Annotated in this window: 19 protein-coding genes and 1 pseudogene; 10 read left to right on the forward strand and 10 right to left on the reverse strand. The window is 72.5% G+C overall.

Annotation, left to right across the window (positions count from 1 at the left end):
• Positions 1-26: 26 nt before the first annotated feature.
• On the reverse strand, positions 27-464 hold the full coding sequence (locus ACFSL4_RS32755) for a Fur family transcriptional regulator (RefSeq protein ID WP_381091103.1): 438 nt from the start codon (positions 462-464) through the stop codon (positions 27-29).
• Positions 465-802: 338 nt separating this feature from the next.
• On the opposite strand from ACFSL4_RS32755, the gene ACFSL4_RS32760 reads away from it, so the two are divergent.
• The 5 genes and pseudogenes from ACFSL4_RS32760 to ACFSL4_RS32780 all read left to right on the forward strand — a co-directional run bounded on the left by ACFSL4_RS32760 (position 803) and on the right by ACFSL4_RS32780 (position 5,258).
• Positions 803-2,194, forward strand: a complete 1,392-nt coding sequence (locus ACFSL4_RS32760; protein ID WP_381091105.1) for a hypothetical protein — start codon at positions 803-805, stop codon at positions 2,192-2,194.
• Between the two features lie 51 nt (positions 2,195-2,245).
• A pseudogene (locus tag ACFSL4_RS32765) lies at positions 2,246-2,842 on the forward strand (AAA family ATPase); the annotation flags it as partial.
• Positions 2,843-3,143: 301 nt separating this feature from the next.
• Positions 3,144-3,953 (forward strand): SGNH/GDSL hydrolase family protein, encoded by an 810-nt coding sequence (locus ACFSL4_RS32770; RefSeq protein ID WP_381091107.1) that lies wholly within the window; start codon positions 3,144-3,146, stop codon positions 3,951-3,953.
• Between the two features lie 154 nt (positions 3,954-4,107).
• Positions 4,108-4,632 (forward strand): hypothetical protein, encoded by a 525-nt coding sequence (locus tag ACFSL4_RS32775; RefSeq protein ID WP_381091109.1) that lies wholly within the window; start codon positions 4,108-4,110, stop codon positions 4,630-4,632.
• Positions 4,633-4,793: 161 nt separating this feature from the next.
• Positions 4,794-5,258: a hypothetical protein gene (locus tag ACFSL4_RS32780; RefSeq protein ID WP_381091111.1), complete on the forward strand. Its 465-nt coding sequence runs from the start codon at positions 4,794-4,796 to the stop codon at positions 5,256-5,258.
• Here ACFSL4_RS32780 and ACFSL4_RS32785 read toward each other — a convergent pair.
• Complete coding sequence (locus tag ACFSL4_RS32785) at positions 5,240-6,133, reverse strand: SCO6745 family protein (protein WP_381091113.1); 894 nt, start codon at positions 6,131-6,133, stop codon at positions 5,240-5,242. The two genes, ACFSL4_RS32780 and ACFSL4_RS32785, sit on opposite strands and share 19 nt — an antisense overlap.
• A 218-nt stretch (positions 6,134-6,351) precedes the next feature.
• On the opposite strand from ACFSL4_RS32785, the gene ACFSL4_RS32790 reads away from it, so the two are divergent.
• Entirely contained in the window at positions 6,352-6,525 is a 174-nt protein-coding gene (locus ACFSL4_RS32790; RefSeq protein WP_381091115.1) for a CsbD family protein, read from the forward strand.
• A 1,125-nt stretch (positions 6,526-7,650) separates the two neighbouring features.
• Positions 7,651-8,529 carry a methyltransferase domain-containing protein gene (locus tag ACFSL4_RS32795; RefSeq protein ID WP_381091117.1) on the forward strand — a complete coding sequence of 293 codons (879 nt, stop codon included), beginning with the start codon at positions 7,651-7,653 and terminating at the stop codon, positions 8,527-8,529.
• A gap of 628 nt (positions 8,530-9,157) precedes the next feature.
• Here the strand turns inward: ACFSL4_RS32795 and ACFSL4_RS32800 are convergent.
• From ACFSL4_RS32800 to ACFSL4_RS32830, 7 genes are all read right to left on the reverse strand, one after another.
• Positions 9,158-10,573: a glutamate decarboxylase gene (locus ACFSL4_RS32800; protein ID WP_381091119.1), complete on the reverse strand. Its 1,416-nt coding sequence runs from the start codon at positions 10,571-10,573 to the stop codon at positions 9,158-9,160.
• 268 nt (positions 10,574-10,841) lie between these two features.
• Positions 10,842-11,852, reverse strand: a complete 1,011-nt coding sequence (gene hpaD, locus ACFSL4_RS32805) for a 3,4-dihydroxyphenylacetate 2,3-dioxygenase (RefSeq protein ID WP_381091121.1) — start codon at positions 11,850-11,852, stop codon at positions 10,842-10,844.
• Positions 11,849-13,339 carry a 5-carboxymethyl-2-hydroxymuconate semialdehyde dehydrogenase gene (hpaE, locus tag ACFSL4_RS32810; RefSeq protein ID WP_381091122.1) on the reverse strand — a complete coding sequence of 497 codons (1,491 nt, stop codon included), beginning with the start codon at positions 13,337-13,339 and terminating at the stop codon, positions 11,849-11,851. The genes hpaD and hpaE overlap by 4 nt, the downstream gene beginning before the upstream one ends.
• Positions 13,336-14,271: a 4-hydroxy-tetrahydrodipicolinate synthase gene (gene dapA / locus ACFSL4_RS32815; protein WP_381091124.1), complete on the reverse strand. Its 936-nt coding sequence runs from the start codon at positions 14,269-14,271 to the stop codon at positions 13,336-13,338. The genes hpaE and dapA overlap by 4 nt, the downstream gene beginning before the upstream one ends.
• A complete protein-coding gene (locus ACFSL4_RS32820; RefSeq protein WP_381091126.1) occupies positions 14,268-15,716 on the reverse strand; it encodes a fumarylacetoacetate hydrolase family protein in 1,449 nt (482 codons plus the stop codon). Before ACFSL4_RS32820 ends, dapA begins: the two co-directional genes overlap by 4 nt.
• Positions 15,717-15,730: 14 nt before the next feature.
• Positions 15,731-17,182 (reverse strand): 4-hydroxyphenylacetate 3-monooxygenase, oxygenase component, encoded by a 1,452-nt coding sequence (hpaB, locus tag ACFSL4_RS32825; protein WP_381091128.1) that lies wholly within the window; start codon positions 17,180-17,182, stop codon positions 15,731-15,733.
• Positions 17,183-17,242: 60 nt separating this feature from the next.
• Positions 17,243-17,767: a flavin reductase family protein gene (locus ACFSL4_RS32830; protein ID WP_381091130.1), complete on the reverse strand. Its 525-nt coding sequence runs from the start codon at positions 17,765-17,767 to the stop codon at positions 17,243-17,245.
• A 333-nt stretch (positions 17,768-18,100) separates the two neighbouring features.
• Here ACFSL4_RS32830 and ACFSL4_RS32835 point away from each other — a divergent pair, with 333 nt between their 5' ends.
• Positions 18,101-19,447 carry an MFS transporter gene (locus ACFSL4_RS32835; RefSeq protein ID WP_381091132.1) on the forward strand — a complete coding sequence of 449 codons (1,347 nt, stop codon included), beginning with the start codon at positions 18,101-18,103 and terminating at the stop codon, positions 19,445-19,447.
• On the forward strand, positions 19,444-19,989 hold the full coding sequence (locus ACFSL4_RS32840) for a MarR family winged helix-turn-helix transcriptional regulator (protein ID WP_381091134.1): 546 nt from the start codon (positions 19,444-19,446) through the stop codon (positions 19,987-19,989). Before ACFSL4_RS32835 ends, ACFSL4_RS32840 begins: the two co-directional genes overlap by 4 nt.
• A gap of 65 nt (positions 19,990-20,054) precedes the next feature.
• Here the strand turns inward: ACFSL4_RS32840 and ACFSL4_RS32845 are convergent, their stop codons facing one another.
• Positions 20,055-20,360: a hypothetical protein gene (locus ACFSL4_RS32845; protein ID WP_381091136.1), complete on the reverse strand. Its 306-nt coding sequence runs from the start codon at positions 20,358-20,360 to the stop codon at positions 20,055-20,057.
• On the opposite strand from ACFSL4_RS32845, the gene ACFSL4_RS32850 reads away from it, so the two are divergent.
• On the forward strand, positions 20,359-20,679 hold the full coding sequence (locus ACFSL4_RS32850; protein WP_381091138.1) for a hypothetical protein: 321 nt from the start codon (positions 20,359-20,361) through the stop codon (positions 20,677-20,679). The genes ACFSL4_RS32845 and ACFSL4_RS32850 overlap by 2 nt on opposite strands.
• The last annotated feature ends 55 nt before the right edge of the window (positions 20,680-20,734 follow it).

The following is a 20,734-nucleotide window of genomic DNA, read 5'->3' on the forward strand; positions in this document are numbered from 1 at the left end:
CTTCCGGACCAGGCGGATCACGGCACTCAGGAGCTGCCGGTGGTGGAACAGTCGGGGCACAGGCCCCAGTAGACGACCTCGGCCTCGTCGACCGAGAAGCCGCGGTCGTCGGACGCGGTCAGGCACGGCGCCTCACCAACGGCGCAGTCGACGTCGGCGACGGCACCGCACGACCGGCACACGACGTGGTGGTGGTTGTCCCCGACGCGTCCCTCGAACCGGGCCGGGCTGCCGGCCGGCTCGATGCGGCGTACGAGTCCCGCGGCGGTGAGCGCGTGGAGGGCCTCGTACACGGCCTGCACGGAGACATGGCCCACGCGATCACGCACCCCGGAGGCGATCGCCTCGACACCGAGGTGGTCACCGTCCCGGACGGTCTCGAGCAGCGCAACGCGGGCGGCCGTCACACGCAGGCCGGCACCGCGCAGCTCCTCGGCGGTGGTCGGCGTCGGGGATGCGGTCATGGCGCCAACCTACCTCCACAAACGCGAATCATTCAAGAAAAAGAATCGTTCTAAATCTGACAAGAAATCAGGCACTTTTCGTCCTGTCACATTAGGAAATATCACCCAGATAGCGATCTTGAGGGTGCCACAGCCGGGGCAGATCGGTCACGGAACGCGTGCACATCCGCCCCGTGAGTGACGAGAGACCTTCGCGGGCCGTGTGCGCCGCCCGTCCCGGATCGGGGCTCCGGCGGGCGGGAACCTGGCACATCGCGGGGAAACGGCGATATGATCACCGCGATGACAACTCACTCTCTCGGCAGATTGGGGGACCCGTCCGCGCAAGGTGAGTGCTGATGCTCACCGACACCGCGCGTGGGGATTCCCGCCTTTCCCTCTGGCTGCATGTGCGCGAGTACGCCGTGCCGCCCTCCGTGATCGAGACTGCGACCGCCCGCCGCCGTGCCGGGGACTGGGCGGGGGCGTGCGCCGCCGCAGGCATTGATGTCGATCTCCAACTGCGTTCCGTGGCACGCGAGTACGGCCGGGAACTGGCGGCCCGGGTACGGGCCGACCTGCGCCATCTGGCTCCCGACCTCTTGCGCTGGCACATGCCGAGGATCGCTCCCGACGGACTGCTGCGCCCGGGTCTGACCCTCACCCTGGCCCGGTACGGGGCCGAGGAGGGCGACGGCGCCTGCCCGGTGCACCTCGTGGCCAGGACCCCGCCGGCCTGGGCCGACGCCGGTCAGCGGTTCAGCCTCGCCCTGTGGGACGAGTCCCGCTCCGCCGGCGCCCGCCGTCGTCCCCGTCCCCACCCCGACCGGCGGTTCCGCCTCGACCTGCACCGCCATCTGTGGGACGCGCGCCGGGCCGGGGAACTGCGCATCCGCTCCGGGGCCGCCCGGCGGTCCGCCGGCGGTCCGCCGGCGGTGGACCCGGACCTGCTGGATGCCGTGCCGGGGGGACGCCACTGCGCCGTCGACCGGTGGGCGGCCGAGGCGGGGATCCTGCTGCGCGCCCACGGGCGGTCCGGCGGGACCGTCGCCGTGCGGCCCGGGGCGCGGCAAAGGCTGGTCCTGGACGTGGCCGCGGACGGCACCACGCCGCCTGCGGTGCGGATCCCCGCGGCGTCTGCGGAGGCCGGTGCCTCCGGGATGCCGCTCCTGCCCGACGCGGCGACCTGGGTGCCGCCCGATCTGGAACTGCTCCGCGCCGGGCTGATCGAGGCCGACCGGCTGCATCCGCTGGTCGCGTCGGCGCTGGTACCGGATCACCGGCCGGCCGGTTCGTCCCGGCCGGCGGACCGGGGAGGACGACCGCGCCTCGTCGAGTGCCGGGGAGCCCGGCACCGTATCGGGCTGGTCGACGGGGTGCTGGCCGCGCTGGACCACGGCCAGGACGAGATCCGCCGGGAGGAGCTGCTGGCCGCGCTGACCGGTACTCCGCTTCCGTGCCTGCGGGCCATCGACGAGGCGCACCGTCTTGACTGCCTCCCCAGCATCCGCGCACGCCTCGACCACGGTGACACCGCCGGTGCGCTCGCCGCCGTCGAGGATCTGCTCGGACCCGACGCCCTGCTGCGCGGCGGCGCGCTACGGGACGAACTGGAGGCGGCAGCGCTGCGGCGGATCACCTACGGGCGGTTCAGAGCCGACCTGTTCGGGCCCGGACCCGGCCGCACCCTCCCGGGTCGTCCCCGTCCCCGTGACCACCGCTCCCGCCCGCGCCACGCGGCCTCCCGCTGACCCCGGGGCCTCGCCCCGCTCGTCCCGCCACGAACCCATAGGTGATCACCCATGCCTGCATACGCCCTTTCCACCCCGTCCACCACAGCCGGCGCCCCTGCGGTCCCGGCCCCCGCCTCCCAACTCGATGTCGCCGACGCGTTGCTGACGCTGCTGCAGGACACCACCACCGAACCGCGCCCCGACGCGCGACTGGAGGCCCTGACCCTTGCGGTCGCCGCCGATCTGCCCGTGCTCCTGTGGGGTGAGCCCGGGATCGGCAAGACCGCGGCCCTGACCCAGCTGACCACGGCCCTGGACCTTCCGCTGACCACCGTGATCGCCAGCGTGCACGAGCCGTCCGACTTCTCCGGGCTGCCCGTGGTCGGAGACGATCCCGCGGAACACGGTGTCCCCATGGCCCCGCCGGACTGGGCCGTACGGCTGGTGCGGGCCGGCCGGGGCCTGCTGTTCCTGGACGAGCTGTCCACCGCGCCACCGGCCGTTCAGGCCGCCCTGCTCCGCCTGGTGCTCGAGCGGCGGATCGGCGCCCTCCGACTGCCTCGCGGGGTAAGGATCGTGGCCGCCGCCAATCCGCGGTCCTCCGCGGCCGACGGCTGGGAACTGAGCCCGCCGCTGGCCAACCGTTTCGTCCATCTCCCGTGGACCCGTACGGGGCGACGGTCACCGCGATCAGGCGCGCGCCGCCCCGGGTGCCGATGACGGCATGACCGGGCAATCGGCGCAGGCCCACCGGGGCGTGGTCGGGACGCCGCCGGGCGGGTGACGTCCCTTCGGGTGACGCCCGCCTCGGGGCGGCGGGCCGCCACCCCCTCCCGTGGCGGCGCAAGTCCCCCGGGATGCGAGGGGTTTCCGGGACACGGCACGGCCGCGGGCGCTTCTCCACCGGGCAGGACACGGCGGTACGGCCATGACGGCCGGGGCGAATGGGCCGTGCTAAGGGAGGTATATGAGACAGTCCCGAATCTCGGCATGCATGTCCTCCCTCCTTCTCGCCGTCGCCTGCACCGTCACGGGTGCCGCCGCGGCGCAGGCGACCCCGCAGACGGCGGCCACCGGATACGTGGCCCTCGGCGATTCCTACTCCGCCGGCGTCGGGACCGGCAGCTATCTGGGCTCCAGTGGCGACTGCCTGCGCAGCGGCCGGGCGTATCCCGCCCTGTGGGCGGCGGCGCATGCACCGTCGTCGTTCACCTTCACCGCGTGCAACGGCGCGCGCACGAGTGATGTGCTGGCCAAACAACTCGGCCCGCTCGGCACCCGTACGGGCCTGGTCAGCATCACGGCCGGGGGCAGCGACGCGGGCTTCGGCAAGGTCATGACGACGTGTGTGCTGCGGGGCAACACCGCATGCCAGACCGTCATCGCCGAGGCCAGGTCGTACATGGACCGGACCCTCCCGCACGACCTGGACCGTCTCTACACGGCGATCAGGGGCAAGGCCCGGGCCGCTCACGTCGTGGTGCTCGGCTATCCGCGCCTGTACCGGCTCAAGGGCACCTGCGTGGCGGGCCTGACGGAGGCCTCCCGCTCCGCCGTCAACGACGCCGTGGACCATCTCAACGGCGTGATCGCGAAGCGCGCCGCCGACCACGGGTTCACCTTCACCGACATCGCCACCACCTTCTCCGGGCACGAGATCTGCTCCGGCGCCCCCTGGCTGCGCAGTGTCAACTGGCTCGCCCCCGTCGAGTCGTACCATCCCACGGCGCTCGGGCAGTCCGACGGCTACTTCCCCGCCTTCAGCCACGCGGCCTGAGCACCGCCCGGCCGTGGCCGCCCCACCCCACCCCGCAGTGGGCGGCGGGCCCCCGCCCGCTGGCGGACGCGCGTAGCGCTCGGGCACCATCTGCGTGCACCACCTGCACCGCCGCCCCCACGAGACGCACGGCCTGACCGCAGGAGGTCCTCGCATGAAAATCCGCTCCGCCCTCACGGCTCTCGCGCTCGCCCTCGCCCCCGGCCTCACCGTCCTGGGCGGCGCCGGCGACGCCCTCGCCGCCCAGGACAGCACCCAGACCGTCGCCGTCACCAAGATCTCCCACGCCACCGCCACCTCGATGTTCCGTCAGGCGGGCATCACCTGGTCGTCCTCCGGCAACTGCTCCGACCGCAACAACTCGACCTGCACGTCCTTCGAACAGCTCAACCTCGCCACCGCCGAGGGCGCCCAGACCCTCAAGGGCGCCTCGGGCTGTGCGCTGAACATCACCGGCGGCACCGAGACCGGCCATGCCGGCGGCACCTACTCGCACTGGAACGGCTACAAGCTCGACTACGGCAAGAACACCTGCGTCACCAACTACATCAAGGGCACGTTCACGTACATCGGCCTGCGCGGCGACGGCGCGCCCCGGTACCGGTCCGGGGCCGGCAACATCTACGCCGACGAGGGCAGCCACTGGGACGTCCTGTACTACAACTGCGGAGGCTGCTGACCCCCGGCGGCGCACGTCGCCGGGGCCGCCCCCGGCGGCGTGCGCGCAGACACGGCGTGGCGTCTGTACGAGTGGTGCATCCCCTGGCACGGTCGTAGCGTCGGTTAGAGGAGTCCGGGCAGGGGCGCATGGATCCGGAGACCAGCAAGCCGGGAGCGGACATGCGGAGACACACGGTGAGTACGGCGGTGGCGCTCTGCGCCGCATCGCTCCTCGGAGTCATGGGGACGGCCTCCGCCGCTCCCAGGGCGGCGGAGGCCGCACACACCGCGCAGCGGCAGCAGCCCGTGGATCCCGTGCTCGTCGACTGCTTCTGGCGCCCGCAGCTGCAGCCGGGCGACTTCATGATCGCCTGTGGTGACGGCAACAGCCTGCTCACCTCGCTGCACTGGTCGAGCTGGGGCGCCGACTCGGCGCTGGCCGAGGGCGTCAACGTGGTGAACGACTGCGTGCCGTACTGCGCAGCGGGCAGATTCCACTCGTACCGCGTCATCGTGCGGCTCGACGACCCGCAGCCCTGGAAGAAGCATCCCCAGGTACGGCACTACACCCGCATGAGCCTCGTCTACACCGACGGCCGCCCGGCCGGGTACGGGCGCGTGGAGACCTACCCGCTGTGGAACTGACGTGAACCGCCGGGCAGGGAGCCGGTGAGCCCCACGGGATTGCCCGCGGGAATCAGTCCCGACTCCAGCACCGTCCGCGCCAACGGGGCGAGCAGTTCGGCGAGTCGTGCGGTCGCGCCCCGGCCCACAGCGCGCCACGGCCCTTCGGCGGCGGCGTCGGTCGCATCCTCGATGGCACGGCGCTCGGCCGCTCCCCGGGGGGTCAGACGCCCGTCGTCATCGACCCATCCGCGCTCCCGCAGCTCCGCTTCCGCGGCGCGCCAGGTCGCGGCGTCCCATTTGCGGCCTTCACGCAGCATCGTGCCGTCCGACTCTCCCGCGGCGGCCTTGAGCACCATGGCCTGGACCGGGCCGATACCGCGGCCCACCAGTACGGCGACATGCCCGTCACCCCGGTGTTCGCGCAGCGTGGTCACCGCCTGCCACAACCGCACATGCGGCTCGGCCGGACGTTCGAGGGCCTGGTTGGCGGCTCCCAGCACGCGCCCGGCGGTGTCGGCCGCCTGGGCCGCGTCCCAGGCGAGATCCGCAGCCTGCGCCATCGGCGCGCCGCGCAGGGCGTCCTGCCCGTACAGCCGCCGCATGGCGAGGTCCACCGCCCGCTCCCGGGCCGCCAGGACGTCCGACGGCGCCGCGTACCGCCACGCGTCCGGCAGCGCCCGGGTCACCCGGTCGGGGTGGAACACATAGAAGCTGCTGGTCACCACCGCCGGATGCACCGGTCCCAGCGGGGCGGCGCGCATCGCGACGTATCCCATCCAAAAGCCCCGCATCCCCACCTCACCGGCGGCCTGCACGGCCTCCGGCGTGAAGTACACGAGGTCGTGCACCGGTTCGGCGAGCTCCCACATCACCCGGGATGAGACCTCACTCACCGTTGCCCCCTCGCTCCGCTGTTCCGCGGCTCTGGCACCACCCGATCCCGTCATGACCGCTGTCATAGCACATCTTCATGACAACTGTCATAGTCGTCGGCCGGGGCCGCCCCGGCGGCCGGGGGCCGGCAGGGTCCACGGCCTCACCGTTTACGAGGCCGGCTCAGGGTCACTCGGTCTGTGACACCAGAGTCGAGGGTCGCTTGGAGTGAGCAGCGGTGGCACGAGATGAGAAGGCCAAGGCGAAGAAGGAACAGGCCAAGGGGAAGGCGAAGGAGACAGTCGGTCGCGCGGTGGGCAATGAGCGCCTGACGGCCGAGGGGCAGGCCGAGAAGTCGAAGGGCGACGCGCGCCAGGCCAAGGAGAAGGGCAAGGACGTCTTCCGGCGCTGACGCACGGTCACGCGTCCGTACGCGAGGGCCGGCCGGGCCCGTCGAGGCGCCGGCCGGCTGCCCGTGCGGGCGCCCTTCGCGGGAGACGAAGACGAAGCCCCGGCCCGCGTCGATGTCGAGCGGCGGCCGGCGGACGCTCCGTCGCCCCGTGGCGAGGCCCGGTTCACCCATCCGGTCGCGCAACCGCCGGTACAGCGGGCCGAGCCGGAGCGCCTTCTCGTGCTCCTCGCCCCGGTCCGCGAGTATCCGCCGCTGCAGCGCGACACGGCGGAAGTGGTGGGCCCCGGTGGTCTCGGCGGGCGCGGTCAGACCGACGTCGTACACGACGTTCAGGACGTCCTCGGTCTCGCCGGCCGTCAGCGCCCCGAGCACCAGCACCTTGCCGCGCCCGGTCGGTACGAGGAAGAAGGCGCTCCACGGCATCGCCCCGTGATCATGGACGAGGCGGGCGATGTCCGGCAGGTCGTGGAGGTTGTGCCGGGTGACCGTGGTGTCGATCTGGACCTCCATGCCCGGCTCGCGCGCGGCGTCCCAGGCGCCGAGGGTCCGGCGGAACACGCCGGGCACGCCGCGGAACCCGTCGTGCAGTGCGGCGGTCGAGCCGTCCAGGCTCAGCGAGAGCCCGACCGCTACGGCCCCGTCGACGGCCCGCAACCGCTCGGAGGTCAGGGTGGGGGTGCCGGACGGCGTGCCGTACGTCCGGCCGCCCGGGAGTCAGGGCAGACGTGCGAGGCGGCCGGACGATGACCGCACCGGGGGGTACGGACCGAACGCCGCGCCGGTCTCGGCCCGGGACGGACAGGGCCGGGCCGGCGCTCGGTGCGGTCGTACATGCGCTACCTCCGGTTCGATCACCGCCAGCCTGCACCGCGCCCGGCATCCGGCCCCACGGCCGACTGGCCCTCACCCCGGGGCCGTTGGTCCCTCCTTCCGCCGGGTTCCGCCGGATCACCGGGCGCTGCGGGACGGACCCGGCGGCGTGCCGGCGACCGGTCCGGCGTCCGAGGCCGGACCGGTGGTCCCTTCGATGGGGACGTTCGGCCCCATACACGGGCAAACAATGAAATTAGCCTTGCCTGCGCGGCCCCGGTGAGCGCGGGGGCCGAGGGTGAGGGAGGCACGAGCATGGCTGGCACCGATCGCGGACGGCCGCCCCGGCCCAGCCGCCCGCCCGGCGGAGGCCCGGCCGCCGCCCGTCTGCCCGGCCACCGGACCCTGGCACGCCTGGGCAAACGGGTCCTGCGCCCGGGAGGCATCCGCCTGACGCGCTGGATGCTCGACCAGCTGAGTGTGGGACCGGACGACCGGGTGGTGGAACTGGCCGCGGGGCTGGGAGCCACCGCCCGTCTGACGCTCGCCCGCGCCCCCGCCGCCTACACCGCCGTCGACCGCGATGCCGCGGCCGTGGCCGCGCTGGGCGCACTGACGGCACCCGGCACGACCGAGGTCAGGGCGGTGCGCGCGGACGCCGCCAGCACCGGTCTGCCCGACGGCTGCGCCACCGTGGTGTACGGGGAGGCGATGCTGACGATGCAGCCCGACCCCGCCAAGCGGCGGATCGTGCGGGAGGCGCGCCGGCTCCTCGCCGGCTCCTCGGGCCGGTACGCCGTCCACGAACTGTGCCTGCTGCCCGACGGGCTGGACCCGGCGCACGCCGAGAGGATCACGACGGACCTGTGCGAGGCCATGCACATCGACGCTCGTCCCCTCACCCCGGCCGGCTGGAGCGATCTGCTGGCCGCCGGGGGATTCACCGTCGTCGCCCGCAAGACGGTGCCGATGGCCCTTCTCGAGACGCGGCGGCTCGTCGCCGACGAAGGAGCCGAGGGAGCCCTGGGCATCATCGGCCGGGCCCTGCGGGACCCGGCCGCCCGGCGCCGGGTGCTGCACATGCGGCGGGTCTTCCACCGGCACCGGGCCCACCTGGGCGCGCTCGGCCTCGTCGCCGTCCCCGCCCCGGCCGCTCCCCGGCCCAGCGGCGGGACACCGACGGCTGCCGTGTAGGCGCAGCGTTACGGAACGTTTCCAGGGGGTGCGGGGCGAATGGGCGGGATCCGACCGCTCGCAAACCCCGTGCCGACGAACCGGCAAGGACCGGGCCGGACACCGGCGGCATGACCGGCACCGTCCCCACCACGCCGTCCCAGCCCGGCTCCCCGAGCCTGTTCGAGCGACTCGGCGGGGAACCCGCGATCGGCGCGGTCGTCGACGCCTTCCACGAGAAGGCGCTCGGCGGCCCCGGGCTGCGGCCGTGCTTCACCGGAGTCGACCTCGAGCCGCTCAAGCGGCACCGGCGGCGTTCGCCGGGCGGGCGCTCGGGGCGACGCGCCCCTACTCCGGCCGTACGATGCGCACGGCGCGCGAGTACCCGTCGATCACTGATGACGCCTCCGGCCGGGTCGTACGGCATCTGGCCGCCTCGCTCGCGGAAGCGGGGGTCGACGATCCCACGATCGCAACCGTCGCGCAGGCCCCGCTGCCGCTGCGGCAGGAACATCGTCACCGCGTGACGGAGAACGCGGCCGCGGCAGCGGGAGGCTGGGCCGCGCCTCCGGCACTGCCGGGGCAGCGCGGCGGTCTGACGGCCGACGCGATGCGCGATGCCACGCCCCGGCCCGGGACAGCGGCGAGGTCAGCCCCCGGGCTCGGTCGCGGTGGAGGGCCGCAGAAGCGGCGCGAGAACGCGCGGGCTACGGGCCTGGAGACGCCTGGTGACCTCGGTCAGGTCGGCGATGAAGAGCCGGGCGAGTTCGGCGGTGAAGCCGGTCCGTACGACCAGGCGCAGGACGGAGATGTCCTGGCAAGGAGCCGGGAAGGTGTAGGCGGGCAGGTGCCAGCCTCGTGCCCGCATGGCCTGGGACACGTCGAACACGCTGAGGCCCGGTGTGCCCGGCGTGACGCGGAAGGCGAAGGCCGGAAGCTCGGAGCCGTCGGTGATCAGCTCGTAGGACGGCATGCTGCGGATCTGCGCGGCGAGCGCGCGGGCCGTCGTGCGGCACTGCGACGCCAGGCGCCGCATGCCCGGGAAGCCGTAGCGCAGGAAGCTGTAGTACTGGGCGACGACATGGGCTCCGGGACGCGAGAAGTTGAGGGTGAAGGTCGGGGACTTGCCACCGAGGTAGTCGACCTCGAAGACCAGGTCGTCGGGGAGGGCTTCGGCGTCGCGCCACAGGGCCCAGCCGAGACCGGGGAAGACATGACCGTACTTGTGTCCGGAGGTGTTGATGGAGGCGACGCGTTCGAGTTGGAAGTCCCACATGAGGCCGGGGTCGAGGAAGGGGGCCACCAGGGCTCCGGAGGCGCCGTCGACGTGCACGGGGATGTCGGTTCCGGTGGCGGCCTGGTAGCCGTCCAGGGCCATGCAGATGTCGGCGACGGGCTCGTAGGAGCCGTCGAACGTCGACCCGAGGACGGCGACGACACCGATGGTGTTGTCGTCGCAGTAGGCGGTCAGCGTGTCGGGGGTGAGGTGATACCGGCCCGGTTCCATCGGGACGCAACGGGGTTCCACCTCGAAGTAGTTGGCGAACTTCTTCCAGCACACCTGGACGTTCGCGCCCATCACGAGGTTCGGGCGTGCGGTGTCCCTGCCCTGGGAGCGGCGACGGGCCTGCCAGCGGCGCTTGAGCGCGAGGCCGCCGAGCATGGCGGCCTCGCTGGACCCGGTGGTGGAGCAGCCGCGCACCCGTTCGGGGTACGGCGCGTGCCAGAGCCGGGCCAGCATCCGCACGCACCGCTCCTCCATCGCGGTGATCTGGGGATACTCGGCGCGGTCCGCGAGATTCTTCTCCGCCGTCTCGGCCATGAGCTGCCGTGCCTGCGGCTCCATCCACGTCGTGACGAAGGTGGCGAGGTTGAGGCGTGCGTTGCCGTCGAGCATCAGTTCGTCCCGCACACGGCGGCAGACCATGTCCGGTGACGCTTCCGAGTCGGGCAGCTCCTCGACAGGCAGGGGGAGGTCGCCGAGGGCCTGCCGGCCGGGGTCGGGGAAGGTGCTGAGGGCGTCGGGGTCTGCTTTCGGCGCTACGCCGGTATCCGGGACGGACATGGGTGCCTGGTTTCCTTTCTGAGGCGGGTACAGCCCGCGTACATCCCGGACGCTAGGTCTTTCCACGGTCCGGCATAGGTGCCGATTACACCGATCTAGCGACCGATTTGCAGACCTATTAACCGGATTTTCCTCTCGCGAATATCCAGCATGGGTTCGCCATGACCCGGCCGCCCGGCGCTCTCCTGCCCCGGGAGGCGTTCGAAGAGCACGGGGCCGGGGCGATGCTCGCCCCGGCGGTGGGCCGGGGCCGGGACGGTGGCGGGGGTCACCCCAGTCCGTCGGCGCCGACCCGCACGGCGGACTCGTCGAGCAGGGACTCCGACAGCGGCTGCGGCCTGCCGTCCAGGTCCAGGACCGGGGACGCCTCCTTGTACCAGGACTCGATGACCGCGTTGCCCCAGAAGTCGCGGCGCCGGTCGTCCCGCACACTCCAGCGGTGGGTCTCGTGGTCCGGGTCGCCGGTGTAGTAGTCGGAGGTGTAGATCTCCACCCGGTGCCCGTCGGGGTCGCGCAGATAGAGGTAGAAGGCGTTGGAGACACCGTGCCGGCCGGGACCGCGCTCGATGTGGTGCTCCTTGCGGAGCGCGCCGAAGAGGTCGGCGGTGCGCAGCACCTGGTGGGATTCGTGAGTGGCGACCCCGAGGTGGTGCAGCCGGGGACCCGCGCCGCCGGTGAAGGCCACGTCGTGCACGGTCTGCTTGCGGTACATCCAGGCCGCGTACAGTTCCCGCCCCTCGCCCTCGATGGTCTCGGAACAGCCGAACCCCAGCGACCGGTAGTGCCGGTAGGCGGCCGGGATGTCCGGGGTGCAGAGGTTGAAGTGGTCCAGGCGGGCGACCTCGGCGCCGCGCCGGAGGTCGTAGCGCTGGATGAGGCGGGCGGCGCGCTCGGTGTGGTGGAAGAACTCGACCGGGAACCCGAGCGGGTCGACGACCCGGACGGCGTCGCCGATGCCCCGGACTCCCGCACCGGCCGGGACGCGGCGCACCGGCCGCCCCAGCGCGGTGAAGAACGCCTCCGCCCGGTCCACGTCCTGCGGGGTGCGGACCCGGTAGGCGATGTGGTCGAGCCCGGCGGTGTCCCCGCGGCGCAGCACCAGGCTGTGGTGGGTGAGTTCGTCGGTGCCGCGCAGGTAGAGCGTGTCCTCGTCCTCGTACTGGACGTGCAGGCCGAGCATGTCCACCCAGAACCAGCGGGACCGGTCCAGGTCGGTGACGGCGAGCTGGGCATAGGCGGAGCGGACGACGTCGGGAGCGTCAGGGGGTGCGGTGGTCATGCGGTACCTCCGAAGCGCGGGGTGTGCACGTCGCCCAGGGCGACGTGCACGATCTTGGATTCGGTGTAGAAGTCGATGCTGTGGGCTCCGCCCTCGCGGCCGAGCCCGGACGCCTTGACGCCGCCGAAGGGCGTGCGCAGATCACGTACGTTGTGCGAGTTGATCCAGACCATGCCGGACTCGACAGCGTGCGCCACCCGGTGTCCGCGCTTGAGGTCGGAGGTCCAGACGTAGGCCGCCAGGCCGTACTCGGTGGCGTTGGCGAGCTCCACCGCCTCGCCCTCGTCGTCGAACGGCGCGACGGCCACGACGGGACCGAAGATCTCCTCCTGGAAGATCCGGGCGTCTCGCGGGGTGTCGGCGAAGACGGTCGGCTGGAGGTAGTTGCCGGTGTCCAGGTGCGCGGGGCGGGTGCCGCCCGCGACCAGGCGTGCCTCCTGCTTCCCCAGGTCCACGTAACCGAGCACCCGGGCGTAGTGCTCGGGGTGGACCAGGGCGCCGACCTCGGTGCCGGGGTCAAAGGGCGGTCCGACCCGGACCCGCTCGGCCCGTTCGGCGAGGCGGCGGGTGAACTCGGCGTAGCGCGGGCGCTCCACCAGGACCCGGGAACCGGCCGTGCAGCGCTCGCCGTTGAGCGAGAAGACGCCGAAGACGACGGAGTCGAGGGCCGCGTCGAGGTCGGCGTCGGCGAAGACGACGACCGGGGACTTGCCGCCCAGCTCCATCGACAGGGTCTTGAGGTGCCGGGCGGAGCTGCCCGCGATGTGCCGGCCGGTGGTGGTGGAGCCGGTGAAGGAGAGCAGCGGCACCGCAGGGTGGTCGACGAGCGCCTGTCCGGCCTCTTCGCCGATGCCGTGCACGATGTTGACGGCACCGTCGGGCACACCCGCCGCGGTGAGGATCTCCGGCCACAGGCTCGCCGACAGCGGGGTCCACTCGGCCGGTTTGAGGACGACGGTGCAGCCTGCGGCCAGGGCCGGGGCGAGCTTCCAGCTCTCCAGCATGAACGGGGTGTTCCACGGGGTGATCAGCCCGGCCACGCCCGCGGCGGTGCGCACCACATAGCTGAACTGCTCGTGTCCCTGGCGGAACGCCTCCTCGCCGAGGGCCACGACGACGTCCGCGAAGTACCGGAAGTTCTCGGCGGCCCGCCGGGCCTGCCCCCGGGCCTGGGTGATGGGCAGTCCGGTGTCGTACGACTCGAAGCGCGCCAGCAGCTCGTGACGGTCCTCGACGGCGTCGGCGATCCGGTAGAGGGTGCGGGCGCGTTCCCGGCCGGAGAGCTCCGACCAGCCGGGGAAGGCGGCCCGTGCGGCGGCCACGGCCCGATCGATGTCGGCGGGGCCGCCGGCGGCCGCCCGCGCGTAGGGGGTGTTGGAGACGGGGTCGGCCACCTCGAAGGTGCGTCCGTCATGGCTGGGGACGGATGCGCCACCGATCCAGTGGAGGATGGTGTCCGGCAGTCCCGCCGGGGTGTGCTCGGTCATGGTGTGGCCTCTCGGAGCTGCCGGGTGAGGTCGCCGCCCTCGGCGAGCAGGGAACGGATGCGGGCCGTCCCGGCGGGGGTGGGCAAAGCCAGCGGCGGGCGCACATGGGGGGAGGCGATACGGCCCTGCTGGTGGAGCACCCACTTGGCGGGAGCGGGGTTGGTCTCGGTGAAGAGCAGGTCGACCAGGGGGTGCAACCGGTAGTGCAGGTCACGGGCGGCGTCGAACGCGCCGTCCTCCCACAGGTCGTACATCCGGGCCACCGCCCCCGGGGCGAGGTTGGCGACCGCGCTGACGAATCCGGCACCGCCGAGCGCCAGCAGCGGCAGGCACAGCAGTTCGATGCCGGACCAGACGAGCAGTGAGCGGCCGCAGAGGTGCAGGACCCGGGAGAAGTGTTCGAAGTCCTTGGTGGTCTCCTTGATCCCGACGATGTTCTCGAAGTCGGTGAACAGCCGCCGCACCGTCTCCGGCGCCACGTCGACGGCGGTGCGCGAGGGCACGTTGTAGATGACCAGCGGCAGGTCGGGGAACTCCCGGGCCACGGTGGCGTACCACCGGTAGAGCCCTTCCTGGGTGGGCCGCGCGTAGTAGGGGGTGATGACGAGGGCGGCGTCCGCGCCCAGGGCCCGTGCGGCGTCCGTGATCTCCAGGGTCTCGTCGAGCTTGTGCGAGCCGGTGCCGGGCAGGAAGGGCACCCGGTCGGCGATCTCCTCGGCCGCGGTGCGCATCGCCGCGATCCGCTCGGCGGCGGTCTGCGCCGCGGGCTCTCCCGTGGAGCCGCCCAGGGAGATGCCGTGGGATCCGGAGTCGAGCTGGAAGCGGATCAGGGAGCGCAGGGAGGCGTGGTCGACGGAGCCGTCGTCGGTGAAGGGGGTGACGAGGGGGGCGATGGATCCGCGGACGGCCCCGGGGTCGCTGCGGAACTTCATGCGGAGTCTCCTTCTGGGGTGTGCTGCGTGCGCCACTGCTCGTACCGGCGCTGCCAGGCCGGACCGAGCGGATAGAGGCCGTCGATGCCGTGGCCGGCCCGCACCTGCTCGGTGATGAACCGCTCCTGCGCCTCCTGCTCCCGGCAGTCGGCGACGAGTTCCCCGGCCAGGCCGGGCGGGACGACCACCACGCCGTCGGCGTCGCCGACCAGCAGGTCCCCCGGCTGGACCAGGGCGCCGCCGCAGGCGATCGGCACCCCGGTGTCCCAGGGCACGTGGCGGCGGCCGAGTACGGACGGGTGTTCGCCGCCGTGGTAGACGGGCAGCGGGAGTCCGGCGACGGCGGCGCTGTCGCGCAGTCCTCCGTCGGTGACCACCCCGGCCGCGCCGCGCTGCAGGGCGCGCAGCGCGAGGATGTCGCCGAGGGTGCCGGCGCTGGTGTCGCGGCGCGCGTCCATCACCAGGACCTGGCCGGGGCGGAGCTCCTCCACCGCGCGCTTCTGCGCGTTCATTCCCGTCCCGTAGCGCTCGAACAGGTCTTCGCGCAGGGGCAGGTAGCGCAGGGTGTGAGCGACGCCGACCATGGTGTCCCCGGGCCGGGTGGGCCGCAGACCGTCCAGGCTCATGTGCGGCAGGCCGCGTCGGCGCAGCTGTGCGCTGAGGGTGGCGACGGCCACCGACCGCAGGCCCTGCGCGGTGACGGGATCGAGTTCGGGTACGGCCCGGTGGGCGGGGCCCAGGGCGGCGGCACGCTCGGCCGGGCCGGTGTGCGGCATGGCGCCCCAGGGCTCCAGGTCGTGGCCGGCCTCCGAGACCGGGTTGCGCAGCCGCCCCGTGGTACGGCCGTCCGCGGTGATCTCGACCTCGACCACATCACCGGGTGAGGCGACCGATGCCCCGGCCGGGGTACCGGTGAGGATCACGTCCCCCGGCTCCAGGGTCAGGAGCCGGGACAGGTCGGCGACGAGTTCGGCGAACGGGAACAGCAGGGTGTCGCTGGTGTCGTCCTGCACGAGTTCGCCGTTGACCCAGGTGCGCAGCCGCAGCCGTGCCGGGTCGAGCTCACGCGCTTGAAGCAGCCGCGGCCCGATGGGAGTGAACCCGTCCGCACCCTTGGACCGCAGGTTCGAGCCGCGGTCGGCGTGGCGCAGGTCGTACACGCCGGCGTCGTTGGCGGCGGTCACCCAGCGGACGTGGCGCCAGCCGTCCTCGGGGCGGACCCGCCGCGCCCGCTCGCCGATGACCAGGGCGATCTCCCCTTCGAAGGCGAGGAGTTCGCAACCACGCGGGCGGACGATCGCCTCCCCGGTGCCCGCGAGGGAGGAGGGGGGTTTGAGGAAGTAGGAGGGGGCCGCGGGAACCCGGCCGCGCTCCCGTGCCCGGCTGGGGTAGTTGACATGAACGGCGATGATCTTCGAGGGGGTGGTCCCGAGCGGGTGCGGCATGACGTCCCACCTGCTCAGGCGCGGTCGAGGAACGCCCGGACCCGGGCCTTGTACGGTTCGCGGTCGTAGCCCTGGACATAGGCGCCGGCCATGCGCACCGGGTCGCCGAAGAAGTAGTACTCGTACAGCGCCTGGCGGCCGGAGAACGCGGAGATGCAGGTGTCCCACACCAGCCGGAACAGCTTCACGCGGTCCGCGCCGCTGAGGGAGGCGGACTGCAGGTACGCCTCGATGTCACCGGCGGCGGGGCCGGTCACATCGGCCTGGGTCGGGGTGGCCATCAGGCCGGAGGCGCCGAACTTCCGCAGGATCTCCGGGAAGCGCTGGTAGAGCCGGGGGTAGAGGTTGCGGGCCGCGTTGAGCGGGGCGAAGGCGGGGGTGAGCACCCCGTATTCGTTGATCTCGGCGTCGGCCTCGGCGGCGCGGAGGAAGGCGCGCAGGGTCTCCAGGGTGGTGATGACCTCGGCGATGTCCTGCTGGACGTGCTGGAACTGCTCGATGCCGATGGCTTCGGTGAGCAGCGACACCAGACCGAGGATGTACTCGGTCTTGGCGGTGGTGCGGGTGACCACCTGATGGGACATGTGCACCACGGAGGAGGTCTGGGCGTAGAAGCCGTTGCACAGCTCCGGCTCGCCCAGCACGAAGCAGCGCTCGTAGGGGACGTGGACGTCGTCGAAGACGACCACGGCGTCGCTCTCCTCGAAGCGGGAGCCCAGCGGGTGGTCGTGGCGCGGCCGGTCGTGGTCCAGTGGTTCCCGGGCGATGTAGCGCAGTCCCTTGGCATCGTTGGGGACGGCGAACGCGTACGAGTACGGCTTGTCCTCGGGGGTGCCGCGCAGCACGGTGGAGGGGAAGACCAGCATCTCGTCGGCGAACGGGGCGATGGTGGCGAGCATCCGGGCGCCGCGGACCACCACGCCGTTGTCGTCCTCGCGGACGATGCGGGCGGCCAGCCGTCCGTCGCCCTGCCGGGTGCCCGCGACCGCGCGGTTGGCCTGCGGGGGGATCAGGGTGTGGGTGCACAGCAGGTCCTCTTCGCGGACCTTCTCGTAGTAGCGGCGGATGTTCTCGCCGAAGGCGGGATCGGCCTGGGCGAACCAGTCCGCAGCGGAGGCGAGCGCCATCAGCGAGCTGTTGAGGTAGTCACCGGTGCGGCCGAGCATGCCCATGCTGTGGTCGGCCCAGACCTTGAACGCCCGGCGCCGTCTGACCAGGTCCTCGGGGGTGCGGGGAGTGAGGAAGGAGGTGGCGACGGGCTCCCCGGAGGTGGGTGAGGGGTAGGTGAGCACGTCCTTGTGCTCCGGGGCGTGCTGGAGGTCGTACAGCTCCGCGTAGCTGCGGACCACGTTGCGGAAGGCGGGGTGGTCCTGGACGGAGCCGGTGAGCGTTTGCCCCTGGATGTGCACCGTGGGACGGGATCGGGAGAGGCGGTCGAGGAACTCTTCGCCGGTGCGTGCGGCCATGCTGGTCTTCCTTACGGGCAAAATCGGGCGGAACGGTCGAAGGGCGGGTGCGGGGCCGGTTCAGATGAGGTGTTCGACGCCCTCGGTGGCCTCCACCGCGGTGCCGAAACGGCTCCAGGCGTAGGTGAGGGCGTCGCCGTCACGGTGGCCGAGGTCGGTGACGCGGCCGAGGACGAGGGTGTGGTCCCCGGCCGCGTAGGAGCGCCAGGGCGCGCACTGAACCCAGGCGAGCGGGTTGGCGAGCCGGGGCACCCGCGCCCCGGCCGCCCAGCGCGGCTCGGCCGGTCCGCCGGCCCCGGCGAACAGCCGGGCCAGCGGTTCCTGCTCCGCGCCGAGGATGTTGACGCAGAAGGGGCGGCCGGTCAGCCGGCGGTGGCAGCGGGCCCCGCGGGCCACGCTGACCAGCACCAACGGCGGATCCGCGGACACCGAGGTGAAGGAGTTCATGGTGGCGCCGCGTGGTGCGCCGTCGTCGTCGAAGGTCACCACGGTGACGCCGGTGGGAAAGCGGGACATGCAGGCGCGCAGGGCGCCGGGATCCGGCTCGGCCGTGCGGGGCCGGGCCGGGAGGGGTGCAGCGGGCATGGCGGGACTCACCTGCCTGGTCAGCGGGGTGTCGGGAAGGGACGGCTCTCCCGGCGGGCGGGCCGGGAGAGCCGCGTCCTGCGGCCGTGGCAGAGGAGAGCCACCGCAGAACTGATCAAAGCTTTGATTAAACGCGGACGGTACCCCGGCGTCCCGGTCTTGGGAACCCCCCCGTCATGACCGGCGCCAGAGCCTTGTCACCGTGGCGTGGCTCACTTAGCTTGTGATCTCGCGGCAGGGAGTACCCGGGCGGGGACCCTGTACCGCCGGTCGAACCGTGGGCGGACGGCTCGCTTCCCCGATGTGTCGATCTCTGCTCCGGGAGTTCCCCTCATGACCCGCACGAACGTGTCCCCACCTGCAAGAACGAGCGCACGGCGAGTTCTCGTCGGCAGCTTCGTCGGCACTGCCGTGGAGTGGTACGACTACTTCATCTACGGCATGGCCGCGGCCCTGGTCTTCGGCCCGCAGTTCTTCCCGCAGTTCTCGCCCGCGGCAGGAACCCTCGCCTCCTTCGCCACCTACTCCGTCGGCTTCGCAGCCCGTCCGCTGGGCGGCATCGTCATGGGTCACTTCGGCGACCGCATCGGCCGCAAGTCGATGCTGGTGCTCTCGCTGGCCGTGATGGGCCTTGCCACCACCGGCATCGGCCTGCTGCCCACCTACTCCGCCATCGGCGTGTGGGCACCCGTGCTGCTGGTGGTGCTGCGCTTCGTGCAGGGCCTCGGCGTGGGCGGGGAGTGGGGCGGCGCCGTCCTCATGGCGGTGGAGCACGCGCCCGACGGCCGGCGCGGCTTCTACGGCAGCTTCCCCCAGATGGGCGTGCCCGGCGGTCTCATCCTGGCCAACATCGTCTTCCTGACCACCTCGCAGGGGCTGGGGACCGCCGCCTTCACCGACTGGGGCTGGCGCATCCCCTTCCTGGCCAGCGCACTGCTCATCCTGGTGGGCCTGGTGATCCGGGCCAGGATCGAGGAGAGCCCGGAGTTCGCCGCGGTGAAGCGGGACGCCTCGGACGAGCGCCCGGCCCGGCTGCCGATCGCCGAGGTGCTGCGCCACCAGTGGCGGGACGTACTGCTCGCGGGCGGGACGTTCGTCGCGAACAACGCGATCGGCTACATCTTCATGGCCTACACCCTGGCCTACGGCACCAAGGTGCTCGGGCTGAGCCGCAACACCATGCTGGCCGTCATCCTCGTCGGCGCCGCCGCCTGGCTGGTCACCATCGCCGGAGCCGCGGTGCTCTCCGACCGGCTCGGCCGCCGCCCGGTGTTCCTCGCGGGCTCCCTCGGACTGGTCGCCGCCGCCGCGGTCTTCTTCCCGCTGCTGGACAGCGCCTCCGTACCGGTCGTCGTGCTCGCCTTCCTGGTGATGGCCGTCATGCTCGGCTTCACCTACGGGCCGCAGGCCGCCCTCTTCTCCGAACTCTTCCCGGCCAAGCTCCGCTACAGCGGCAGTTCGCTGGGCTACCAGCTCGGCGCCGTCCTCGGCGGCGGCATCGCGCCCACCGTCGCCACCGCGCTCTACGGCATCAACGGCCAAAGCTGGCCCATCACCCTCTACCTGGTGCTCATCGCCTCCTTCAGCCTGGTCTGCCTGTTCGTGCTGACGCGCCGGCCGCGGGAGAAGACACCCGCCCCTGAGTCCGGGCCCGAAGCCCTGCCTACACTTCAGGCGTGACCCCGGAACCGTCCGACAGCGACAGCGACCAGTTGGATTTCTGGTCGTTCGTCGACCACGCGATCGCGCGCACCGCGCGGGAACTGCCAGGCATCGACCCGCTGGCGATGCGACTGGTGCTCACGCTGCACCGCGCGGCGAACATGCTGGTCTACGATCTGGAGTCCACCGTGCACCGGCCGCGCGGCTGGTCCTGGCCCGGCTTCCGCGTCCTCTTCGTCATCTGGCTGACCGGCCCGCTGGAGGCGAAACAGGTCGCGGAGCTGTCCGGGATGAGCCGCGCGGCGGTCTCGGCCCTCGTGGCCACCCTCGGCCGGGACGGGCTGGTGGTGAAGGAGCGCTCCCCGCTCGACGGCCGCGCGGTTCACCTCAGCCTGACCGAACAGGGCCACGAGGCCATCACCCGCGCCTTCCGCGCCCACAACGCGCGGGAGCAGGAGTGGGCGGGCACCCTCAGCGAGGACGAGCGGGAGACCCTGATCGCCCTGCTGCAGAAGATGACCGCCGGCTCCGTCCGCTTCGGGGTCCGCCACCGGAGCTGAGCCGGGGCCCCGGCCCGCCCTGCGTCAGCGCGTTGACGGGCGCGGCCGCGCTGCGCTCTCCCTGTTCATCCGGACAGTGCCGATGCGATGGCGGCCGCGAGCGCGGCCGCGTAGGCGAGGCTGGCCACGAGCGCCACCCGGCGGTTGAACCGCCGGGCCCGGAGCTCTCCCTGGGGGTGGATGGAGACTCGCCAGCCGTATGTGGTCGTCGCCACCCCGACCAGTACGTACACCAGCGTGTACAGGTGGATCTGGTCGACCAGGGTCATTCCGACGCCCGGACCGAGGGACCGCTTGACGGCCCGCAGGTTCACCACGACGGTGAACAGCGCGGCACCCAGCACGAACTCGAAACGACGGATCGGCTCCATGTCCGCCCGTCCCGCCTACACGGTCCTGGTGGCTCTGTTCACGGACGGCGACGGGGGGCTCACCATCGCCCTGCGGACCGTGCGCTCCCCGGTCATTCCGCCCGCGGCCTTCGGCACGCCCCTGTCCCTGACCCTCCTGCTCCTGCTGCCGCCCTTCCCCCTCGCCGGCTTCGTCATCGCCGTCACACCGGCGCCGTACCCGGCCGCGGCGATCGGAGGGTGCGCGGTGCTGCAGACCCTGGCCCTGGTGGTCACCTTCGTGCGGCTGCGCAGCGCCCCGGTGCTGCGTGGCACGGTGGATCCGTCCCGGGCCGCCTGACCGGCCGGGGGTGCAGGACTCGGTTCAACCACGTGGCCCCGTTCGTCCGTTCAGG

The sequence above is a fragment of the Streptomyces caeni genome, assembly GCF_042678285.1.
In the GTDB taxonomy this organism is placed as follows: Bacteria; Actinomycetota; Actinomycetes; order Streptomycetales; family Streptomycetaceae; genus Streptomyces; species Streptomyces caeni.